The organism is Dickeya sp. NCPPB 3274 (assembly GCF_000406205.1).
GTDB lineage: Bacteria > Pseudomonadota > Gammaproteobacteria > Enterobacterales > Enterobacteriaceae > Dickeya > Dickeya fangzhongdai.
Genome location: NZ_CM001979.1, coordinates 2,651,617 through 2,673,798, shown reverse-complemented (window position 1 = coordinate 2,673,798; position 22,182 = coordinate 2,651,617). Strand labels below are relative to the sequence as shown.

Below are 22,182 nucleotides of genomic sequence, written 5' to 3'. Positions count from 1 at the left end.
CGGTTACCCCTTGTTCCGAGATCGGTCGTTCATCGGTTTGGTTTCATCCTGCTGCTGCTTTTCGTACTGGGCGAAATCGCCGATCAGGCTACGAATCAGTTGCAGGGCGGTGAGTCGGTTTTTGGCGTCGCGCCACAGCGGGTGCGGCAGGTCGTTAACCAGCGGCAACAGGCCGTTGAAAAACAGCAACTGGCGCTGGGCATCCTGCCCGGCGACTTCGCGGCCCAGATTGTGCAGGTCGCGAGCGTAGGCGCCGTTGGCGCTCAGGCCGATCAACCGCCGGGTCAGTTCCACCGCGCCCAACGTGCACTCCGGCATGCGCGACGCCAGCCGGGCGAGCAACGATTGGCTGGCCGACAGCGTATGGCTGAGCTGACGCGAGTCGTTCAGGCTGCTGAGCATTTTGCTGAGCGCATTCTTCGAGATGGACGGCGCCAGCGAGGCGATATCCGCCGCCAGCGCCCGTTGCAGCGTACGCAGCCCGGCGGCGAAGTGCTGAGCGTCAAAACGCTCCAGCAGCGCGTCGAGCAGGGCGCTGGGCGACTGTTGATGGACGATGCGCTGGTAGTAGAGGTCGCGCAGCGCCTGTTTCTGGTTCGGGTCGGTACTGAACAGGGAAATGGCGGCGGCGGTGTTCAACCCCGCCCGTACTTCCGGCCCTTTTTCCTGATGCAACTGGGCCAGGCTCTGGCTGGTCGACTGCGCAAGAGAGGCGTCCTGCTGTTGTTGCGCCTGGCTCAGCACATGGCGCAGCACGATATCGCTGCGTGCGGCGTCGCCGCCTGCCGCCTGCATGATGGCCTCGACCGACGGCGGCGATGACTGGCGCAGCAGCGCCTGCATCTGCCGGATCTGCTGGTCCAGCGTCGGATGTTTCGGATTTTCCAGTAGCTGAAACAGCTCGGTCAGTTTTTCGATGCGTTCGATGTTGGCCAGCATACGGCTTTGCGGCTGGCTGATTTGCCGCCGGTTCAGCGCCTTGCTTTTGCGTTCGACCTGTTCGCCGAAGCTGGCCGCGACTTCTTCCATCGCATCATGAAGGGCTTTGTCGTGCGACGGTCTGGCCTCGCTGGTTTTGACCGGCGTGCTGACCGGCTCCTGCTCGTCAATGTCATTGGCGATGGACGTGCTGCTGGTGTTGAGCACGGAAGAAACGTTATTGAGTGAAATCATGGTCCTGTCCTGCCTGAAGCAGCCTCTGCTTTAACGGTGTGCTGTTATGTGGCAGGACCGGGAAACGGGTTCCCATTGGATGATGTAAGTCAACGAAAACAAATAACATAATGTTATTATAAATTTGATTACTATTTGTTTGGTGTGTTCTGCAAAAGCTTGCAATTCAGGCCGGATTTTACCGGCAAAAACTGGCATAAAAAGCCAGTTCGATAAAAAATAAATTATTATATAACAATTAGTTAATTCGTTTTCATCGGCTGGCACGCGCCTTGCTCTCCCAGATGCGCCAATTGGGGCATAACGATGGAGAGTTAATGAAATGGAAACGATTGCACTGAAACAAATGGACGCGTGTCAGATTCATACCCCTGCCAATACCGTGGACTGGGAGCAGGTTTTTCGCCTGCATGGCAAGCGACTGCAAAACTTCATTCGCAAGCGCGTATCGAACCGTGAAGATGTGGAAGATTTACAGCAGATGACCTATCTGGAAGTGCTGAAAAACCGTGAAAAGTTCGCCGGCGCCTCGCGCCCGGAGACCTGGGTATTCGGCATCGCCCTGAATCTGGTGCGAAACCACTTCAAGCAGGCGCGTTATCGTGCCGTCGATATCAGCGACGATGCGTTGGAAGCGATGGAAATTCTGTCGACGGATATCGATCCCAGCCGCATTACGGAGTGCGATCATTCGCTGAACCGCGCGCTGACGGCCAGTGCGCACCTGCCGGAGGAAACGCGTAAGATGTTGATGATGCTGCTGGATGCCGATGTCAGCTACCAGGATATCGCCGAGCAGCTCAACATTCCTATTGGCACTGTACGTTCGCGTCTTTCCCGCGCCAGGGGATATCTCCGCCAGGCCGTTGATGCATAAGTTGAATCCCCCGTGCGGCAGCCTGGCACGGGGGCTCGCTTATATTGCCATGCCCCGGGAGGGCATCTCCCCTGAATCAGGGGAGGTGAAGGAACCTGTCAGTATCAGGCTGCGTACCCGCATGTCGTGCGGTGAGCAGCCTAACAGGGTCGCAGGCCACCTTCCCCGGAGGCGATTTCTGCGGCTTTCCTTTCTGCTGTCGGCGCCCGGTTTACGGGGGCCGGCAGGCTTAGCGATAGCAAGGAGATGGCAATGTTATATACCCCGACTTCCCCACAACCCCACCACCCGGATGACGTACCGCCGCTTGAACTGGTGGATTTCGCCTTTAGTCGTATCAAAGATGCTATTTATATTGTCAACGATATGGAGCAGTTTTGTTACGCCAATGATGAAGCCTGCCGCATGCTGGGCTACAGTCGCCGCGAGTTTCGTCGCATGCGGATACAGGACATCGACCTTGGCTGGACAAAGGAAGAGACCAACCGCCACTGGAGCGATCCCCGCTGCTGGAAGCGCGGGCTGACGTTTGAAACCCGGCATAAAACCCGCTTTGGCATGGTGCTGCCGGTTGAGGTCAGCGTGAATCATTTTCTACATAAAGGACGAAAGTACAGTATGTGCGTAGTAAGGGATATTCGTGAACGCAAGCATATCGAACAACTGGCCTACGCCCGCGAGCAGGAGTTCCGGGCGCTGGTGGAGAATACGCCGGATCTGATCACGCGCTTTGATCCGCAGCTCAACTGCCAGTACGCCAATCCCGCCACACTGGCCCACCTGCGTTTTACCGCCGAGCAGCTGCGCGGGCGGCGGCTGACCGATCTGCTGCCGAACGCCCGCTGCGCCCAGCGCATTTTGCAACTGGTGCAGATGGTGGTGGATTCGGAAAGCAGCGTCGAAGGCGAGCTGGAGGAAGACATCGGCGCCACGGAAACGCGCCACCGGGTGATTCACCATATCCGCTGTGTGCCGGAATTCGATCAAAGCGGTAAGTTGACGTCGATCCTGACCGTCGGGCGCGACATCACCGCCATCCGCTATGCCGAAAAAAAACTGGAGGATTCCCACATGCAGCTGCGGCTGCTGGCGCGCCAGCGGGAAATCTCCCGCGAAGAAGAACGCAAGCACATCGCCAGAGAGATCCACGATGAGCTGGGGCAGCACCTGACATCGATGCGCATGAGCCTGTCGCTGATGCGCATGCAGTTCGCCCGCGATAACCCGCATATGCTAACGCAGTTACAGAATTTGATGGCGTTATCCGATAAAACCATTCAGGTGGTGCGACACGTAGCGACCCGGTTACGCCCTAACGTGCTGGATATGGGGCTGACCCCCGCGCTGGAGTGGCTGCGTGATGATTTTATCCGCCAGTATCGCTGCCCTTGTCTGTTGCAGGCGCCGGAGCCGGAAGTGGTGCTGAATGACGAATGCGCCACCGCGGCGTTCCGGGTGGTGCAGGAGTCGCTGACCAATATCGCCCGTTACGCCGAGGCGACGCAGGTGGTGATTTCGCTGGAAAACCGCGAAGGACTGATTGTGCTGAGCGTGCGCGACAACGGCAAAGGGTTTGACGCCCAGGCCCGTAAACCTCACGCCTTCGGCCTGATGAGCATGAAAGAGCGCGGCCGGATGCTGGGGGGCGAAGTGGTAATAGAAAGTCAGCCTGGCGCGGGTACGCTGGTTCGGCTGACGTTTCCGCAGGATACCGCGTAGAATAGATTTTCTCTGGAGAGGACGAAACGCGAATGGATAGACTCATAAAGCTGATGATCGCTGACGATCACGTGATTATGCGTGAAGGATTAAAGCAGATCTTTGCATTAGACGAGAATCTGGAGGTGGTGGCGGAAGCGGGGACCGGGTCGCAGGTGCTGGCGCAACTGCGCGAGAGCCAGATCGATTTACTGCTGCTGGACATGAGCATGCCGGGGATTTGCGGCGAAGAACTGATTATTCGTATTGTGGCGCAGTATCCGCGTCTGCCGATTCTGGTGTTGAGCATGTACAGCGAACCGCAGATCGCCCGACGGGTGCTGAAAAGCGGGGCGCTCGGCTATATCACCAAAGACAAAGACCCGGAGGCGCTGCTGTCGGCTATTCGCCGGGTGGCGCAGGGCGCGCGCTATATCGACCACAGTATCGCCGAGCAGATTGTGTTTGCGGATTGCCAGACCCGCGGCGACGGGCGCCATGAGCTGCTGACCTCGCGCGAGCATCAAATCATGGTGATGCTGGCTCAGGGACAGGGGGTTAACGCCATCGCCGAAACGCTGGCCATCAGCAACAAAACCGTCAGCACCCATAAATCACGGTTAATGGAAAAAATGCAGTTCACCACCAACGCGGACATTGTGAAATATGCATTGAGCCAGCGTTTAATCGCCTGACCGTAGTCTGTATTCCTCCCTTTGCTTATGACCTTGCCGTAAGACAATGCCATGACGAAGGGGGGAGCCACGCCTTCAGTACCCGGAACGCCGCCGGCGTTGTTGTCTCCGGGGTAAGATTATTCCTACTTTTTGCTCTGAAATTCCTACCACAACTTCAGCGGTTGGCTGATGGTTTGTTTTGCCGTTGACGGTAATGCTTACACACACCATGAATGATTTGTTAATACTTGCAGGTTAGCGATTGTTAAGTGTTAAGGAATTGTCAGGACGACAATGAGCCATCGGAACTTAAGACCGCGCCAGCGTTCAGGATTAGGTTGTATCCCGTAATGATGCAATGACAGCTACTGATGGCTATGTTGCTGCGGGAGACAGTCTGGAACGGGATAGATTCGACAGTTTGATAATGGAATACAGAAAAAGGTACAGGAGTTGTCATGACGATAAGGAATAGCAATGAATCCGTGCAGTCACTTCATTGTGTCTCCCATGAGTCCTCGTTAACGCATCCGTCGGAAGATATACACGGACCGCTCTCTTCTCTCATCCACACTATTGCGCCCCTTAACGTCGATATCGTACTGGAAGGTGAAACCGGCACCGGCAAAGACACGCTGGCGCGCCGTATTCATCAGCTTTCCGGTTGCGCCGGCCCGTTGGTGGCGGTGAACTGCGCCGCCGTGCCGGAAACGCTGGCGGAAAGCGAGTTGTTCGGGGTGGTGTCCGGGGCTTACACCGGCGCCAGCCGGTCCCGCGCCGGATACCTTGAAACCGCGGACAAAGGCATTCTGTTTCTGGATGAGATCGACAGTATGCCGCTGACGCTGCAGGCCAAAATGTTACGGGTACTGGAAAGCCGCGGCATCGAACGGCTGGGCAGCACGCAGTTCAAACCGGTGGATATGCGGGTGATTGTCGCCACTCAGACGCCGCTGCAGAAGCTGGTGGACGAAGGGCGTTTTCGGCGTGACCTCTATTTCCGGCTGGATACGGTAAAAATCCAGCTGCCGACGCTGCGTTCGCGTACGGAAATCATTCTGCCGTTGTTTCAGCGTTTCCTACACGAAGCCGCTGCTCGTCTGAAACTGCCGGTACCAGGAGTATCGGCAGTCATGCAGGAACAACTGCTGATGCACGGCTGGCCCGGCAACATTCGTGAGTTGAAAGCGGCGGCCGAACGCTGGGTGCTGGGGCTGTCGCCGGTGCCGATAGCCGCTGACGGCGACGGGCAGGGAATGGGGGCGGATACGCCGCTGACGTCGTTGAAAGTGCGCCTGCGCCGTATTGAGCGGTTCCTGATTCAGGAGGCGTTGCAGCGCAACGACCACTGTATCGATACGGTGGTTAATGAGCTGGGTATTCCCAAACGCACGCTCTATCACCGCATCAAGCTGCTGAATGTGGCGGCGCGCGGGCTGTAATTTATCGGCTGTATCCTGTTATCACCACCAGGGGAAAAAAAGTGAATATCTTTCGGAACCACCTCTCGCTATCTCCTACTTAACTTATGAACACGATGACTGTGTAAGTCGCAAAGTTCATTAGCGAAATCACTTTATCAATCAACTATTAACTGGAGATATCTATCATGATGGGACTTTCTAACGCAGCAGCATTGGCAGGCATGCAGACTCTGGACAAAACCATGGCTTCTACCACGGCGATGACCACGGCCGCCCAGGCGCAAAAAATGAAAACCGATGCTATCAGCTCAATCACCGACGGTCAGATGGACTCCGCCACCAAAGCCATGAACTCCGGGCAGAAAGCGGCAAAAGCCATCCAGTTCTGATGTTGTGTAGGTAGTCGACTACCGGGGGGAAGTTCCCCCGGTTTTTTGTCACATTAACATCCATCAAAGAGGAACGGATTCATGATGAAAATCACCCGCGTCAATGAGCTTCAGGGACTGATCGGTGACGGTGAGCCGCGCAGCGTTGATATTCCTGCGCAATCGGATGTGACCTGGTTTAGCGCCGCGATGGAACCCGCCGCGCCGGCAACGCCGACAGCGGACAACAAGGCCTGGCTGGGCGCGCTGGCGGAGAAATCCGATAACCTGGAAAACCTGTTGCAGAAAGCAGAACGTCAGGTAGGCAAAAGCATCAACAGCAATAACCCAAAGGATGTGATGGATGCCACCCGGACGCTGTCCTCGTTTTATCTGGAAAGTTTGCTCAATGCCAAAGTGGTGGCTAAAAGCGTCCAGAGCCTGGAAAAACTGACCAACCTGCAATAGCCAGGATCAAACCTGTAATCAACACGATCGTGATGAGTTAACACTGTCGTGATTAGTCAACGCCATCGTGACTAATCCAATCATGATCGAATCATGAACAACTCACAATAATGGCACCATGATGAGTAAATCCGTCCTGCACCGATTCCTGACCCTGCTGCTGGCGTTGCTGATCGCTGGCTGCGGCGATCGCGTGGAACTCCATCGCGGTCTTTCCGAAAACGATGCCAACGAAGTGATCGCCGCGCTGGGGGGATATCACATCGGGGCGGAAAAGCGCACGGAGAAAGCCGGCGTCAGTATTCTGATTGATGTCAAAGACATGGAACGGGCGGTCAATATTCTCAACGCCGCGGGATTGCCCCGTCAGGCCCGCACCAATCTGGGCCAGGTGTTTCAGAAAACCGGTGTGATCTCGACGCCGTTGGAAGAACGCGCCCGTTACATTTATGCCTTGTCTCAGGAAGTGGAATCCACACTCACGCAAATTGACGGCGTGCTGGTGGCTCGGGTTCATGTCGTGCTGCCTGAGCGTATTGCACCGGGGGAACCCATTCAACCGGCGTCCGCCGCGGTATTCATCAAATACCGGCCGGAGCTGGAGCCGGACAGTATCGAACCGCGTATCCGCCGCATGGTGGCCAGCAGTATTCCGGGGCTGGCCGGCAAGAGCGATAAAGATCTGGCCATCGTGTTTGTTCCGGCGGAACCGTACAAAGATCATATTCCAACCGTGTCGCTGGGGCCGTTTCAGTTGACGCCGCAGACCATGACGCAGCTGCAATGGCTGGCCGGGTTGTTGGCGCTGGGGCTGGCCGGCGTGCTGGGCTGGCGTTTCGGCAAGCCCTGGTGGGAACAACAGCAAGCGCGCAGGAAACAGGCGCAACCGGACGCAGGGGCTTAAGCATGATAAGCGTGGCCGATAACAACGACGCCCTGCGCTGGAGCCGATGGTGGTGCTATGACTGCCTGCGGCAGGCGGACCCCAGCTGGCGGGGAGCGACGGTTTTCAGCGAGGACCAGATGGCGCTGGCGCCGGTGCACCATGCCGCGATGCGCCGTCGTCTCGGTGTGGCCGAGGCGTTTCCCCCCGCGCCGGAGAGCACGTTGCTGCAACTCGGGCAACTGGATGTGGGGCGACGGCGTCAGGTGTTGCAACTGATGGCGGCGGTATGCCGCGAAACGCCGGGCGACCTGCCGGAGGCGCTGGCCGTCTGGTGCCGGCGACTGGCGAAAGCGCTGCGCCCCGGTCTGTGGCTGCCGCCGGCGCTGGCGTTTGACCAGCACCGGGAGCGTGATGCGCTGATGGTCCTACGCTGTCGTTTCCCGCCAGCCTGCTGGTCGCGTCTGCAACTGTTGTACCCGCGCGACTGGCGCGACGGCGCCGGTCGGCCGCTGGGCGAGGCGTTGCCCGCCAGCCGTATCGCCAGCCTGTGCGATGCCATCATCTGGAAAGCGGCGGATGGCAACCCGGCGGCGCATGAGGGCGGTTTAGTATAAAATAATTTACCAACTAAACTATATTGAAGGTAAATTATCAATCGTAAGCATCATCGACATCAGGGAGGGAGAGTATGTTGACCAGGCGGTGTTTAAAACTGGTGGCCGGCACGGATGTGCAGGAAGCAGAACTGATCCGGGTTGAACAATTGCAGCAGCATCAGCGCGGGCTGGCGGTGATGGCCGAAGCGCGGCAACAGGCGGATGCGCTGCTGGACGAGGCGCGCCAGCAGGCGCACGAGGCGATCGCCATCGCTACCGGTCAGGCGGAACAGCAATTCTGGCAGCAGGCGGATGAGATACTGCGCGGCTGGCAGCAGGAACGCGAGCAGATGGAAAACTGGCTGGTGGCGCGGTGCGGTCAGTTGCTGACCGACGCGATGACCCAAATTCTCAAAGCGGTGCCCGACGCCGAACGCTACCCGGCGCTGTTGCGTCAACTGCTGCGCACGCAGGGCGGAGAAGGGCGCGGCACGCTGTACTGCCATCCCGACTGTCTGGCTGATGTCGCCGCCTGGTTGAGCGAACACAGCCACCTGGGCTGGAAACTGAGCCATGACGACGCGCTGGCGCAGGATACCCTGAAACTGATCACCGGGCAGGGCGTCATGACCCTGAGCTGGCAACGGGCGGTCGAACAGCTGGCAACGGGCGGTCGAACAGCTGTTGCCGAAGGCGGAGGTGCTATCGTTAAACTGAGTGCGACGGCGAGAGTAGGAGGGCAGGAGACCAGGCCGCAATACGTCGTTACGAAAACAGCGGGAATACTACGGATAAATTCTGTCAGTGACACTTATATCAGTGGTTGTCTGTATATTCCCGCCTGTTGCTGCACTATTACTGTAAGAGTAGATGTTGCACGATTCCGGCGGCGTCCGACAACGGTGTTCCGGCAGCCATGATCTGGCCGATGATGTTACGGACCTGCTTTGGGCATGTTTCCATACCCTAAATAATTCGAGTTACGGTATGACGGGTATGTCTCTTACTGGAATAGTCAAATGGTCAATAACAGAACACAGGCATCATCAATGATGTCGATGGCAAAGGTGATGGTGTTGCTGATCGGTACCGGGGTGCTGAGTTCATGCGCCCACACGCATTACCCGCCACGTGAATGCCGGGATATTGATGGCTTGCTGAAATCGCACGGCGTCACTGACACGCCGGCGGGGCTGCCGACGCCAGACGAAAGTTTTGAACAGTGGAAAGCCGCGCTGCGTCAGGAGGCTCTTTCTCAGGGCATTACGGCCGGCACCTTTGATAACGCGTTTGCTGGTTTGACACCGGACAGCGACGTGGCGGCGGCCACGCAAAAACAGCCTGAGCTGGTCACGCCGGTGTGGAACTATATTGAGCAACGGGTGACGCCGGAGAACATTGCGCAAGGGAAAGCGCTGCTTAAACAATACGCCGGGGTAGCGTCTCGTATCGAACAGCGTTATCAGGTTGAACCGCCCCTGTTGTTCGCTTTTCTCTCCATTGAAAGTCATTATGGCGCCAATACCGGCGATAAAGCGGTGGTGCGCTCGCTGGCTACGCTGGATTACTACAACTATCGTCGGGCGTTTAACCGGCAGAATTTAATCGCTGCATTACGCATGATTCAAAACGGCGATGCGCGGCCGCAGCAGATAACAGGATCCTGGGCCGGGGCGATGGGGATGCCGCAGTTTATACCGACCTCTTACCTGCAATACGCCGTGGATTTCGATGGCGATCATCACCCCGATATCTGGACCTCATTCCCGGACACGCTGGCGTCGGTGGCGAACTATATGCAGCAGGCCAAATGGAAAGCGGGCGTCCCCTGGGGATTTGAAGTGACGCTGCCCGCCGGTTTTGACTATTCCCTTTCCGGGCTGGATAACCAGAAAAACGTTGCCGACTGGCAGGCGTTCGGGGTGAAAACCGCGGCGCCCAGAGATCTGGCCGCGCTGTCTTCGGAGCAAGCCTCGATATTGCTGCCGGTCGGGAAGAATGGCCCGGCGTTTCTGGTGACGGCTAATTTCCGCGCCATTCTGCGCTATAACAATGACATTTCCTATGCGCTTACCGTCGGCTTGCTGTCGGATAACTACCAGCGCGAGACGCCGGTGCTCAAGCCCTGGCCGCGTCAGGAGACGTCGTTAACCCGCAAAGAGCGCGAGGCGCTGCAAATTCTGCTGCAGGAAAAGCAACTGTATCAGGGGGCTATCGACGGCAACATTGGCCGCGCCACGACGCGGGCGATCCGCACTTACCAGCAGCAGGAAGGGTTACCGGCGGATGGGTATCCCGACCATGCTTTGCTGGACAGACTGCGCTGTCGTTAAACGCCGGCGTTTAGCGCGCCGTCACGATATCGTGCGCCGTCCGTACCAGCAGGTCGGCGCACGATTCCGTCATCGGCCCCAGCAGACCATGCAGGCCAAGGGTATGTCCGACATCCGGCAGCAGGGTGATATCGATATGCGGAAAGCGGTGTTTTACCCCCTCGAACCATGCCGCTTCGGCGGCGGCGTTCACCTGGGTATCCATCATGCCGAAATAGCAGACCACCCGGCTTTGACACCGCGCCAGATGCTCAATTTCCGGCTGATCATTCTGATACCACTGTTTCCACCAGGCGTAGGATGACTGGGTGAACGGCGCGTCGGCCGGCCAGGGCTCTCGATCGTCGTGGCTCAAGACCACGTCGCGCTGCGCATCGAAACTGGCCTGCAGTCTGGCGGTCATGCCGTCGAAATCCGCTTCATCCCAGTATCCCTTGTAGGGCAACAGGCTGCTGATGGGCTGTAAAAAAGCCAGCGGACTGTGGCCGAATCCGTTTTTCAGATCTTCCAGCGTGAGCCGGTCGCCGGTATGTGGGATCGCCTTAAGCCAGGCGATGGTGCGGTGGATGAGCTGCCATTCCAGCACGTGTTTCATGGACGAGAAGCCCGGCGATACCAGCATCAGAGCTTTGGCGGCGACCGGATAGCGCGCCACCATGCGGCCGACGTTGATGGCGCCTTCGGAGTGACCGAGCAGGATCAGATTGTGGCGGTCAATATGCGGCAATTCGCTGGCATACCGGTACAACGTATAAAGGTCTTCATACTGGCTTTGCGGGGTCACCGTTTGGCGGACGGCGGCGTCGATAAACATTTGCCGGTAAGCCAGTTCGCGGTTGAACAGGTATTCCGGGCTATCCAGCGTTTTGTCGCGCAGGTGGCCTTTGACGCCACGGTTGTCAAACCTAAGCACCGCCAGTCCGGCGGCCAGAAAATCCTGCGCCAGACAGCTAAAGACAAAATCCGCCTGGGTGCCGCTGTCGCCAATCAGATAGTGACGGTCGTGCATGCCGCTGCCGGGCGTCAGCATCACCAACGGATATTCGCCCGCCGGTGTCTCCGGATAGTTGATCTGACCGGTCAGGGTCGCGTTCCCATCCTGTGATTGCAACGCAAACGGGTACGCCGGGTATTTTTCATTCAGTTCGTCATTTCCAAGATAGGTTTTCACGGGGATTGCTCCTGATTGTCCGGCACGCTGTCCGGCAATGTAAGACGGTTGGTGCGTCGCCGCATTGCGCTGGCGCAGGTCCGCCCGGTTTTTCTATCGCCGGCATGACCCGGTCAGTTCTGCGCTTTTCCCTCTGGCGTTACTCATCATCCCCCTTTTTCGGCCGCATTTTCCCGCCGGTCGACCACACAACCTCCGCGCCGTTAACCGGCGGGCATCATCCTGTAGTCTGCACTCATTCAGCGCCGCCGGTCAGCTGAGAGGCTGAGATGGAAGGCTGGCGCTGTAATGAATCGTTATCGCAATGGACGCGGCGTCGCAGGCTCTATGCCGTCGACAATAGACTTCATTCCGCTTATCCGGGCGCGAGCGTTCCCGGCCTCTCTCTGGTTCTCAGGCGTGTTTGTCCGGGCCGGTTCGCCGTCGTTACGGCCTGAATTCGCGTTGTTCTGACGCAGCATGCCGGCCTTCGCCCCCGCTACATTGCCTGACGAAGACACCACTGTTCTTAATCGATTTAAACCAAGAGGTTACACATGGAAAAAGTACTAATCTGGTTCTGTGGCACCGGCACCACCAAGCAGGATTTTCTCGCCAACGTCGAAATCAGCGGCTTTAGCGCCGTGGTCGCCATTGACGGCATCGGCACCGCCGCCATGCTGACCAAAACCCAGGCGCTGGCCAAACGCGCCAGCTGGGGCGGCAGCTTTGTGGATATGAGCGAAACGCTGGGCGTGCTCTACGATCAGGTCAACGGTTATGACGACCGTGCCGGCGTGGTGACGCTGGACAGCCTGTTCCCGCTGGTGGATTACCTGAAAACGCTGAAAGAGTACCAACTGGTGGTCGGCGGGCATAGCCGCGGCGCGGCGGTCGGTTTAACCGAGTTTCTGGCCGAGCTGTACCATCTGGCGGTGCAGAATCAGGCTGCCGGTGTGTGGGCCAACGCGAAAACCATCCGACTGGTGGTAGTGGACCCGGTGCAGGGGCAGCAGGATTCCGACAAGGACACCAACGCGTTTAATGCGATTCTCAAAGATAAAACCCTCGCTCAGATCTTGGCCGAACTGGAAACCAAATGGTTTGGCGGGCGGGAAGTGTTCGACACGCTGGTGTACAGCGCGCGTTACGATGCCCGCTCCAGCTTTGCCTTCGATTCCCGCTGGTATCGCTTCATCACCGAGCAGATGGGCAAACAAGCCGGCCCGGCCAAACGCGCCAAACTGGTGATGGCTGGTTTCCGCCATTCCGCGCCGGTCAGCAAAGAAGATGAAATCTCCGCGCTGTATCAGGGCAAAGGCGTAGCGCCGATTGCGTTTCTGCAACAGCTGGTGTCGTTCGACCCCAACTGGGAGCAATCGGCCCGCCTGCTGAGTCAGATTGAAAACGGCTATCTCGATCAGCTCGCCGCCGGCGCGAAAACCGATCTGATCAGCCTGCTGGACAAGCAGACCAGCCTGCTGTCCTACGGCATCACCGGCCTGATCGGCGGTAAATCGCTACAGAAAACGCTGTCGACGGATAACCCGCAGAAACCGGAGTACCGCCGTTTTTACCGTTATCAGTACGGTAAGACCGCGTTTTAATCTTCCTTCGGTTTAATCCACAGACCACAGGCCGCTATCGGGGATAGCGGCCTGTTTTTATTTCCTGCTTGAGCCGCTCATTGATGTATACGGGAGAATGACCTTTATTATTCTCTCGCTTTCAACGCATGATGCTCGCACCAGCGATATCGCTGAATGATCTTACGTTTCTGGTGGGCCATCAGGTTTCGATACTTAACTGACTGCATGTTTTATAAATGCATACTATAGTATGTATTTAAATGATCACTAAAACAGACATCATGGGTGGTTTATGGAACGTATTCTTGCTGAAAAATCAATAAATATTACAGAGTTAAGGAAAAACCCGGCTAAGTATTTCATTGATGAGCCTGTTGCTGTGCTCTCTAACAATCGGCCTGCAGGTTACATGGTGAGTGCAAAGGTCTTTGAAGAACTGATCGATCTTCTGGAGGCGAAGCAGGAAAGGGTTCATACCGCCGCTCGTTTCAGACCAACGGCCGAACGTTTACGAGCTCTTGCAGATAACGGACAGAAGCTGCTGAATGATGCCTCTGATAAGGATCTTACCGAGTTCACGGAATGAGCATAAGGATTTTCAAGTCAGCGCTGATCCGTCAACAATTGAGTCCGCAAGAGCTTGATGATCTGGTGGCGGATTTTCACGCCTATAAGCAGGATGGGGCCCTGCCGGACACCTTTGGGCGTGACGCGCCTTATGATGATGATCGGACCTATCCGTTGGTAAAAGAAGAGCAGGTGGCTCATATCCACCTGGCTGATGCGGATGCGCCTTTTCCCAGATTCTTGCGTCAGTTCAAAAGAACCAGCGATCAGGCCCATTAGGTCTACTGCCAGGGGGCGATGGCTCCCGACGCCTACCTGCTGATTATCATTTTAAAACCCGAAGCCCATAAAATGGCACGGAACAATAACAATATGCATAAGATCGGGATGATGGCCGCTGCGTTCAGGATGAAATTTTGAATTGATTAGCTATTGGTCGGTGATGGTGACGGACTCATCATGCCCATGACTGAACGCTCAGCCAGAGAGTGAACCGGCTCTGATACGTTGGGGCTGATAGTTGGTACACATCCCTCTCTCCCGCTACCTTTCACTAATTCGTTAATCGACCTCAATCGCTGTCGCCACCAGCCTCTTTTCTCCTTTTCTCCTTTTCTCCTTTTCCCTCACCCGATGGAACCGCCGTCACTCCCCGGCCACACAACTGCAGGCCAACCATACCAGCTCAATCAACGGGAGTAGCAACCATGTCTTCATCTTCACCTATTCAGCGCCGGCTGGACGGCGCGTTTGTCGATGCGCAGTCCCGGCTCGACGAGATGGCGCTGACCGTCTCGGAGGGGGAGGTCAGCGCGGCGGATACCTATGCCTTTTATGAAGCCAGCATGGACTATTCGAACGCCAACTGGGCCGCCGGGCAGATGCTGAGCGTCAAGCACGGTCTGGCGAAGGCCATCATCAATGACTTCAACTGAGTTGATCGGGGTCATCGAACGCTGGCTCAACAGCGCCGCGGGCCAGTTGACGCTGCACATTGACGGCAGCCCGGTGGTGTTGACCCGTTATCACGACGGGGTGGGCTGCTCCGCCGTCGTCACGCTGTCGGTCAAGGTGAATGACCGGCTGTTGCACAAGGCGCTGCGCTACTCGTCAGCCGCCGTGTTGCGACTGGGCATGGAGGCCGCCGCGCTCTGCTGGTCCGCCGCCGACGAGCAATTATGGTTACTGATGCGACGCGAACCGGATGACCCGATTCGGCTGTGTCGCTCACTGGAAGCGCTGGTTAATCAGCGGGATGTCTGGCAGAGCCTGTTGGCGCCGCTTGCCAGACCGGCATCGCCGCCGCCGCTGAATCTGAAAACACTGGCTTTTTTGCAAGGAGATCAGCATGCGTAACGCGCTGTATGCACTATTGTTCAACCTCTACCGCCTGTTCTGCTGGTCGCTGGTGCTGATGGGGATGTTGCCCATCGCCCATGCGGCGACGCCGCCTGACTGGAGCAAAGGCGCGTATGCCTATTCCGCCGAACAGACGCCGCTGTCGGCGGTGTTGCAGGATTTCGCCAACAGCCACGGCGTCGATCTGGTGCTGGGCAACATTCAGGACGTCAACGTAGAGGCCAAAATCCGCGCCGACAACGCGGTGGCGTTTCTGGATCGGTTGGCGCTGGAGCACCGTTTTCAGTGGTTCGTCTACAACAACGTGTTGTACGTCAGCCCGCAGGATGACCAGACGTCGGTGCGCATTGAGGTGTCGCAGGATGCCGCGCCGGATATGAAACAGGCGCTGACCGGCATTGGTTTGCTGGATGCGCGTTTCGGCTGGGGGGAACTGCCGGAAGAGGGCGTGGTGCTGGTCACCGGCCCGGCGGAGTACGTCAACCTGATCCGTAACTTCAGCCAGCAACGCGAAACCAAGGAAGATCGCCGCAAGGTGATGATTTTCCCGCTGCGTTATGCCTCGGTGTCGGATCGTACCATTCAGTATCGCGACCAGCGTCTGGTGATCCCCGGCGTGGCGACCATTCTCAATGAACTGATGGATGGCAGCCGCAACACGCCTGCCGGCGCGTCGGCCGCCGCCAGCGGTATGAGCAACGACGGCGCGATGGCGGCCGCCAGCGGCGGCGGGCAGGATGCCAGTCAGGCGATTGAGGTCAATGCTCGCGCCATGCTGGCTCGGCTGGCAAGCCGCAGCAGCGGTGGCGCCGGCGCAACGGCCCGGCGCAAGGATCAACTTAACGGCAAGGTATCGGCGGATGTGCGTAACAACGCGCTGTTGATCCGCGACGACGAAAAGCGTCGGGACGAATACCAGCAACTGATCGACAAGATCGACGTGCCGCAAAATCTGGTCAACATCGACGCGATCATCCTGGATGTCGATCGCACCGCGCTTTCAAGGCTGGAGGCCAACTGGCAGGGCAAACTGGGCGCGGTTACCGGCGGCGCCAGCATGATGTCCGGCTCCAGCACGCTGTTTGTCAGCGATTTCAAACGCTTCTTCGCCGATATTCAGGCGCTGGAAGGCGAAGGTACCGCGTCGATTGTCGCCAATCCGTCGGTGCTGACGCTGGAAAACCAGCCGGCGGTGATCGATTTCAGCCGTACCGCCTTCATCACCGCCACCGGCGAGCGGGTGGCTAACGTACAACCGGTGACGGCCGGCACCAGCCTGCAGGTGACGCCGCGCGTGGTCGGCCGCGGCAGCCTGAGCAGCATTCAACTGGTGATCGATATTGAAGACGGCCAGGTGGAAACCAATACCGAAGGCACCGCCTCCGGCGTGAAACGCGGCACCGTCAGCACGCAGGCGCTGATTGGCGAGAACCGGGCGCTGGTGCTGGGCGGGTTCCACGTCGAAGAGAGCGGCGATCGTGATAAGCGCGTACCGCTGCTGGGCGATATTCCCTGGATCGGCAAACTGTTCACCTCGCGCCAGCACGAAGTGTCCCGCCGCGAACGGCTGTTCATTCTTACCCCGCACCTGATTGGCGATCAGAACGATCCCACCCGATTCGTGTCGGCGGATAACCGTCGCCAGCTCAATGACGCTATGGGGCGCGTGGCGCAGCGCAACAGCAAAACCGATCTGTTCGGTATGGTTGAGAACGCCATGCGCGATCTGGCCAGCGGCCAGACGCCCGCCGGATTCACCATCGACGGCAGTGGAGCGCGTTTGTCAGACATCTGCCGCACGTCGCCGTCAATGAGTTATCAAAGCAATCGCCATCAGTGGTACAGCAATTTGACCCTCAGTCTGGCGGTGGGCGTGGTGAAAAACACCGGCACTCGCCCCCAGCGTTTTGACGAAGCCAGCTGTGCCGGCAGCCGCACACTGGCGGTAGCCGCCTGGCCGAAAACCACGCTGGCGCCCGGCGAATCCACCGAGGTGTATCTGGCGCTGTTGCCGGCCAAAAACGCGCAGCCGTCGCGCGCCTCACTGATTAAACCCTGACAGTTCAAAACGATAGCCTTTAGGGAGAAAAGCCATGCGTTATCAACTCTTGCTGGTGCTGTGCGGTTCGCTGCTGCTCAGCGCCTGTGCCGCCCGGGCGCCGCTTGGCGCCTGCGACTCAGTCAGTTGCCGTCCTGAGCCGGACAACCGGCAGATGGTGATCTGGTGGCAGACGGACATGCGCCCCGGCGCCGCCGATTTTACCCGGGTGAGCGTGCTATGACCGACGGCATCGCGGTTTTCGAAAGCGTTACGGCGTTTATGGCGGCGATGAACCGGCATCAGGCGGCGCGCTGGTCGCCGCAATCCGGCGTTGATCTGGTGTTTCAGTACGGTGATACCGGTCGTGAGCTGATGCTGCAGATTCAGCCGGGGCAACAGTATCCCGGCATGTTACGCAACATGCTCGGCCGTCGTCATCAGCAGGCGGCGGAATGCGATGGTTGCCACCTGTGTTTGAACGGCAGCGACGTGCTGATCCTCTGGTGGCCGCTGCCGCCGGCGCCCGATAGCTACCCGCAGGTCATCGAACGGTTGTTCGAGCTGGCGGGGCTGACGCTGCCGCCGGTTTCGGCGGAGCGAGCGGTACGCCCGCAAACCGGCGTCGGCATTGCCCGACCGTTGGGGTGACGCGCGGTTTTTTTACGGTAAACCGGCGCCAGCGGGGAACCGTTTCACCGCTGGCGTCACTCAGTAACAAGTATCCATCATGATGCCCGCATCGGGATCGGAGCGGGCATCCGTTGCAGATACTTTTGCGAACACCTGACATGAATGAGGAAACGAAATTATGCAAATTACGATCAAAGCGCACATCGGCGGTGATTTGGGCGTCTCCGGTCTGGGGCTGGGCTCTCAGGGACTGAAGGGGCTTAACGCCGCGACATCATCTCTGGGCTCCAGCGTAGACAAACTCAGCAGCACCATCGATAAGCTGACTTCCGCGCTGACGTCGATGATGTTTGCCGGCGCGATGGCGCAGGGACTGGGTTCCGGCCAGAAACAGGGCCTTGGCGCGGGCAACCAGTTGGGCCAGTCGTTCGGTAATGGCGCTCAGGGTGCGGGTAACCTGTTGTCGCCGCCGAAAACCGGCAATGACCCCCTGTCCCAAATGTTTGAAAACGCGCTGAATAATCTGCTGGGGAAAGACACGGTTGACCGCCTGACCAATCAGGGTAATCAGATGGCTAACGCGATGCTGAATGCCAGCCAGATGACGCAGGGCAACATGGATGCTTTCGGTAAAGGCGTCGGCAATGCGCTGTCGTCGATTCTGGGCAACGGCCTGGGCCAGGCGATGGGCGGCGCTTCGCCGCTGACGCTGGGCGCCGGCGGTTTGCAGGGGCTGAGCGGTGCCGGATCGTTCAATCAGCTGGGCAACGCCATTGGTATGGGTGTGGGCCAGAATGCGGCGCTGAATGCGCTGAGCAATGTCAGCACCCATGTCGACGGCAACAACCGTCATTTCGTGGATAAAGAAGATCGTGGTCTGGCTAAAGAGATCGGTCAGTTTATGGATCAGTATCCGGAAATTTTTGGTAAGCCGCAGTATCAGAAAGATGGCTGGAGTTCAGCGAAAACTGACGACAAGTCCTGGGCCAAAGCGCTGAGCAAACCGGATGATGACGGTATGACCGGCGCCAGCATGGACAAATTCCGTCAGGCGCTGGGCATGATCAAAAGCGCCGTAGCGGGCGATACCGGCAATACCAACCTGAACTTGCGCGGTGCGGGCGGTGCGTCGCTGGGTATCGATGCCGCGGTCGTCGGCGACAAGATCGCCAATCTGGCGCTGGGTAAGCTGGCTCACGCCTGATACGCCTTGGTTGTCCGATAACGCGGAAAAGAAAACAGAGACGGGGAAGCCTGTCTCTTTTTCTTTGTGGAAACCGGTTATTTGTGGAAACTGGGGGGCTGGCAAACGGATCGTGCGTCGAAACGCGGATGGCCGCCCGGCGGCTATTGTCATGTTGCATTGCGTGGCTTGACCCAGCCTTATGCGTTGTCATCCACTACCCGGTACAAACGCACGTTTTCCCGTTCATTGGCGTCGTTGCGCGCCACAATCGCGATGGCGTCTTCCTCATTGCTCAGGTTGCGAGGCTGGTGGGGCACGCCGGGTGGAATATAGAGAAACTCGCCGGCCAGATGGAGGCAGGTCTGCGATAAATCAGTGCCGTAGCGTGTTTCGACCCGCCCCTTCAGCAGATAGATCGCGGTTTCGTAATCAACGTGGTAGTGCGGTTCCGCTTCCGCGCCGGCGGGAATCACCACGATATTCATGGAGAGGTGTTTAGCGCCGACGGTATCGCGGGAAATACCGACAAAATAGGGTAATTTCTGCTGTGTTTCCGTGAGATTAACCGGTCTGACAATCTTGAGTTGGTTAGTCATCATTTTTTCTCCGTCTGGTGCTGCGACCTGAAATAATCAGTTCTGCAAATGAACTGTGGCGGAGAGATCTCACACAATGCATTGCTTAAAAAGCGAACAACTGTTACATCCGATGAAAATGCAGTTTCCTTATTTTTACATCTTCTTTCGCCATACCTCGTGACGTTAACGATTCTTTTTAGGTTTTCTTTGTATAGAAAATTAAATTACTCATTTAAAATCAATTAATTGATTTTAAATCTCGCCGTAATTACTGTCAGCTGAATTGTAAGTTTTTGTATTGTTTTTGAAAGGAATGCGCATTATTATTTCGGCAATTTTTACCATCTGTTTCTATTACATGGACGTGCATGATGTTTGTCAGTAGCAGGAAAACTGGCCTGATCGTCTGTTTTTCCCTCATTGGTTACACCGCTTCTGCGTTTTCCGCTCTGTTGGATCCGGCGGAGCGAAACGAAACCCAGCAACGCCAGTCGGAAGTGATTGAACAATCCCGTCAGCAGCGGGAAGCGTTGCAGCAATTGAACAATATCGTGCAGGCGCCGCTGAAAGCGGACAACGCGCCGCAAGGCCCCTGTTTTACCCTGCGTGAGATCCGCTTCAATCACAGTACCTTGCTGGGCCCGCGCGACCAGACGGCGCTGACCGCCGGCTACCTTAATCGCTGTAACAACCTTGAGCAGATCAACCAACTGGTGCACGACGTCAGCAACTGGTATATCCAGCGCGGCTACATCACCAGCCGGGCGTTTCTGAGCGAGCAGGATCTGTCGGGCGGCGTGCTGCAACTGGAGATCCTGGAAGGGCGGCTGGAAAAGATCACCATCAATAACCAGACGGAACGAATGACCCGCACCGCGTTTCCTGCGCGGGAAGGGGAGATCCTGAATCTGCGCGATATCGAACAGGGCATGGAGCAGATGAACCGTATGCCGTCCCAGCAGGTCACGATCGAGATTCTGCCGGGCAGCCAGCCGGGGTATTCGGTGGTGAACCTGACCCGCGGGGCTCACCTGCCGTTCACCGGCGGCCTCACCTTCGATAACAGCGGCCAAAAAAGCACCGGCGAACAACAGCTCAACGGCAGCCTGGCGCTGGATAATCTGTTCGGCGTGGCCGATCAGTGGTTTATCAGCGCCGGCCACAGCAGCCGCTTTGCCACCAGCCATGACGCAGAAAGCCTGCAGGCCGGTTTTTCTATGCCGTATGGCTACTGGAACCTGGGTTACAGCTACTCCCAAAGCCGCTATCGCAACACGTTTATCAGCCGCGATTTTCCCTGGCATTCCACCGGCGACAGCGATACCCATCGGCTATCGCTCTCCCGCGTCGTGTTCCGCAACGGCACCATGAAAACCGCCATCGCCGGCACGCTCAGCCAGCGCACCGGCAATAACTATCTTAACGGAACGCTATTGCCGTCCAGCAGCCGTAAGCTGAGCAGCGTGTCGCTGGGCGTCAATCACAGTCAGAAACTGTGGGGCGGGCTGGCGACCTTCAACCCGACTTACAACCGCGGCGTGCGCTGGCTTGGCGCGGAAACCGACACCGATAAAAACGCGGACGAACCGCGAGCCGAGTTCAACAAATGGACGCTGTCGGCCAGCTATTACTACCCTGTCACCGACAGCATCACCTACCTCGGCAGCCTGTACGGCCAGTACTCGGCCCGCGCGCTTTACGGCAGCGAACAGCTGACGCTGGGCGGGGAATCCTCCGTGCGGGGATTTCGCGAGCAGTACACCTCCGGCAACCGGGGCGCCTACTGGCGTAACGAGCTGAACTGGCAGGCATGGCAACTGCCGGTGCTGGGCAACGTCACCTTCATGGCGGCGGTCGATGGCGGTCATCTCTACAACTATAAACAGGATGACTCGACGGCGGCCTCATTATGGGGCGGCGCAGTCGGCGTGACCGTTGCCAGCCGCTGGTTGAGCCAGCAGGTAACGGTGGGGTGGCCGATCGCCTACCCGGCATGGTTACAACCCGACACTATGGTGGTGGGTTACCGGGTAGGTTTGTCGTTTTAACTCATTTAATAAAGTCGTTTTAACACATTCAATAAATCAACATATTTTTCAATGCTTTCATGGCATTGAATTTTTCATGCAGCAGGAGTTCAGGGATGAAAGCGGTGAAGACGTCGCAGCGGGTGCTGGTGTGGGTGCTGGTATGGCTGACGGGGCTGCAGCCGGTGCTGCCGGCGCTGGCGGCGGGGGTGACGGTGGCGTCGGGCACGACGGCGCTGGAGGCGGCGGGCAACGGGGTGCCGGTGGTGAACATCGCCGCGCCGGACGCCGCGGGGCTGTCGCACAACCGCTACCACGACTTCAATGTCGACAGCCGCGGACTTGTCCTCAACAACGGCACCGCCCAGCTCAATCCAAGCCAGCTGGGCGGTCTGCTGCAGACCAACCCCAACCTGAACGGACGTGCGGCCGCGGCCATCCTCAACGAGGTGGTGTCGCCGAACCGCAGCCGGCTGGCGGGCTACCTGGAGGTGGCCGGTCAGGCGGCGAACGTGGTGGTGGCGAACCCGTACGGCATCACCTGCAGCGGCTGCG

The 22,182-nt window shown here is 57.8% G+C and carries 23 protein-coding genes and 1 pseudogene; 21 read left to right on the top strand and 3 right to left on the bottom strand.

What is annotated here, in order from left to right; genetic code table 11:
* Nucleotides 1-3: 3 nt before the first annotated feature.
* Nucleotides 4-1,173, bottom strand: coding sequence for a type III secretion system gatekeeper subunit SctW (gene sctW / locus DXX3274_RS12135; RefSeq protein ID WP_042859972.1), 1,170 nt, complete (start codon nt 1,171-1,173; stop codon nt 4-6).
* 322 nt (nt 1,174-1,495) lie between these two features.
* Between sctW and DXX3274_RS12130 the strand changes: the two genes are divergently transcribed.
* From DXX3274_RS12130 to DXX3274_RS12085, 10 genes are all read left to right on the top strand, one after another.
* Complete coding sequence (locus tag DXX3274_RS12130; RefSeq protein ID WP_042859971.1) at nt 1,496-2,050, top strand: RNA polymerase sigma factor; 555 nt, start codon at nt 1,496-1,498, stop codon at nt 2,048-2,050.
* Between the two features lie 252 nt (nt 2,051-2,302).
* Nucleotides 2,303-3,769 (top strand): PAS domain S-box protein, encoded by a 1,467-nt coding sequence (locus DXX3274_RS12125; protein ID WP_042859970.1) that lies wholly within the window; start codon nt 2,303-2,305, stop codon nt 3,767-3,769.
* 32 nt (nt 3,770-3,801) lie between these two features.
* A complete protein-coding gene (locus DXX3274_RS12120; RefSeq protein ID WP_038919214.1) occupies nt 3,802-4,443 on the top strand; it encodes a response regulator transcription factor in 642 nt (213 codons plus the stop codon).
* 440 nt (nt 4,444-4,883) lie between these two features.
* Nucleotides 4,884-5,867 carry a sigma 54-interacting transcriptional regulator gene (locus tag DXX3274_RS12115; protein ID WP_042859969.1) on the top strand — a complete coding sequence of 328 codons (984 nt, stop codon included), beginning with the start codon at nt 4,884-4,886 and terminating at the stop codon, nt 5,865-5,867.
* A 164-nt stretch (nt 5,868-6,031) separates the two neighbouring features.
* Nucleotides 6,032-6,238: a hypothetical protein gene (locus tag DXX3274_RS12110; protein WP_033575736.1), complete on the top strand. Its 207-nt coding sequence runs from the start codon at nt 6,032-6,034 to the stop codon at nt 6,236-6,238.
* 81 nt (nt 6,239-6,319) lie between these two features.
* On the top strand, nt 6,320-6,685 hold the full coding sequence (locus DXX3274_RS12105) for an EscI/YscI/HrpB family type III secretion system inner rod protein (protein ID WP_038658200.1): 366 nt from the start codon (nt 6,320-6,322) through the stop codon (nt 6,683-6,685).
* 121 nt (nt 6,686-6,806) lie between these two features.
* Complete coding sequence (gene sctJ, locus DXX3274_RS12100) at nt 6,807-7,589, top strand: type III secretion system inner membrane ring lipoprotein SctJ (RefSeq protein ID WP_042859968.1); 783 nt, start codon at nt 6,807-6,809, stop codon at nt 7,587-7,589.
* A 2-nt stretch (nt 7,590-7,591) separates the two neighbouring features.
* A complete protein-coding gene (locus DXX3274_RS12095; protein WP_042859967.1) occupies nt 7,592-8,185 on the top strand; it encodes a serine kinase in 594 nt (197 codons plus the stop codon).
* A 74-nt stretch (nt 8,186-8,259) separates the two neighbouring features.
* Nucleotides 8,260-9,087 (top strand): type III secretion system stator protein SctL, encoded by an 828-nt coding sequence (sctL, locus tag DXX3274_RS12090; protein ID WP_238556037.1) that lies wholly within the window; start codon nt 8,260-8,262, stop codon nt 9,085-9,087.
* Between the two features lie 99 nt (nt 9,088-9,186).
* Nucleotides 9,187-10,500: a lytic murein transglycosylase gene (locus tag DXX3274_RS12085; RefSeq protein ID WP_042859966.1), complete on the top strand. Its 1,314-nt coding sequence runs from the start codon at nt 9,187-9,189 to the stop codon at nt 10,498-10,500.
* Nucleotides 10,501-10,510: 10 nt separating this feature from the next.
* Here the strand turns inward: DXX3274_RS12085 and DXX3274_RS12080 are convergent, their stop codons facing one another.
* Nucleotides 10,511-11,671: an alpha/beta hydrolase gene (locus DXX3274_RS12080; RefSeq protein ID WP_042859965.1), complete on the bottom strand. Its 1,161-nt coding sequence runs from the start codon at nt 11,669-11,671 to the stop codon at nt 10,511-10,513.
* Between the two features lie 536 nt (nt 11,672-12,207).
* Here DXX3274_RS12080 and DXX3274_RS12075 point away from each other — a divergent pair.
* The 9 genes and pseudogenes from DXX3274_RS12075 to hrpN all read left to right on the top strand — a co-directional run bounded on the left by DXX3274_RS12075 (nt 12,208) and on the right by hrpN (nt 19,040).
* On the top strand, nt 12,208-13,257 hold the full coding sequence (locus DXX3274_RS12075) for a hypothetical protein (protein ID WP_033568584.1): 1,050 nt from the start codon (nt 12,208-12,210) through the stop codon (nt 13,255-13,257).
* A 274-nt stretch (nt 13,258-13,531) separates the two neighbouring features.
* Nucleotides 13,532-13,825 carry a type I toxin-antitoxin system antitoxin YafN gene (yafN, locus tag DXX3274_RS12070; protein ID WP_042859964.1) on the top strand — a complete coding sequence of 98 codons (294 nt, stop codon included), beginning with the start codon at nt 13,532-13,534 and terminating at the stop codon, nt 13,823-13,825.
* Nucleotides 13,822-14,226: pseudogene (locus DXX3274_RS12065) on the top strand (type II toxin-antitoxin system YafO family toxin). Before yafN ends, DXX3274_RS12065 begins: the two are co-directional and overlap by 4 nt.
* A 287-nt stretch (nt 14,227-14,513) precedes the next feature.
* A complete protein-coding gene (locus DXX3274_RS12060; RefSeq protein WP_038658225.1) occupies nt 14,514-14,741 on the top strand; it encodes a type III secretion protein HrpF in 228 nt (75 codons plus the stop codon).
* Nucleotides 14,728-15,162, top strand: a complete 435-nt coding sequence (locus tag DXX3274_RS12055) for a type III secretion system chaperone (RefSeq protein ID WP_042859963.1) — start codon at nt 14,728-14,730, stop codon at nt 15,160-15,162. The genes DXX3274_RS12060 and DXX3274_RS12055 overlap by 14 nt, the downstream gene beginning before the upstream one ends.
* Entirely contained in the window at nt 15,155-17,224 is a 2,070-nt protein-coding gene (gene sctC / locus DXX3274_RS12050; RefSeq protein ID WP_042859962.1) for a type III secretion system outer membrane ring subunit SctC, read from the top strand. The genes DXX3274_RS12055 and sctC overlap by 8 nt, the downstream gene beginning before the upstream one ends.
* A 34-nt stretch (nt 17,225-17,258) precedes the next feature.
* Nucleotides 17,259-17,447 (top strand): HrpT family type III secretion system protein, encoded by a 189-nt coding sequence (gene hrpT / locus DXX3274_RS12045; protein ID WP_039694342.1) that lies wholly within the window; start codon nt 17,259-17,261, stop codon nt 17,445-17,447.
* Nucleotides 17,444-17,854 (top strand): HrpV family type III secretion system protein, encoded by a 411-nt coding sequence (gene hrpV, locus DXX3274_RS12040; RefSeq protein WP_042859961.1) that lies wholly within the window; start codon nt 17,444-17,446, stop codon nt 17,852-17,854. Before hrpT ends, hrpV begins: the two co-directional genes overlap by 4 nt.
* 160 nt (nt 17,855-18,014) lie before the next feature.
* On the top strand, nt 18,015-19,040 hold the full coding sequence (gene hrpN, locus DXX3274_RS12035) for a harpin HrpN (protein ID WP_042859960.1): 1,026 nt from the start codon (nt 18,015-18,017) through the stop codon (nt 19,038-19,040).
* A 179-nt stretch (nt 19,041-19,219) separates the two neighbouring features.
* Here hrpN and DXX3274_RS12030 read toward each other — a convergent pair whose 3' ends face one another.
* The gene (locus DXX3274_RS12030) at nt 19,220-19,621 is read right to left on the bottom strand and encodes a cupin domain-containing protein (RefSeq protein WP_084478771.1); all 402 of its coding nucleotides are present in this window, start codon (nt 19,619-19,621) and stop codon (nt 19,220-19,222) included.
* A 350-nt stretch (nt 19,622-19,971) separates the two neighbouring features.
* Here DXX3274_RS12030 and DXX3274_RS12025 point away from each other — a divergent pair, with 350 nt between their 5' ends.
* Together DXX3274_RS12025 and DXX3274_RS23985 are read left to right on the top strand one after the other, a co-directional pair.
* Entirely contained in the window at nt 19,972-21,648 is a 1,677-nt protein-coding gene (locus DXX3274_RS12025; RefSeq protein WP_042862085.1) for a ShlB/FhaC/HecB family hemolysin secretion/activation protein, read from the top strand.
* Between the two features lie 65 nt (nt 21,649-21,713).
* The coding region (locus DXX3274_RS23985; RefSeq protein WP_193747025.1) for a filamentous hemagglutinin N-terminal domain-containing protein at nt 21,714-22,182 on the top strand (469 nt) is incomplete at its 3' end.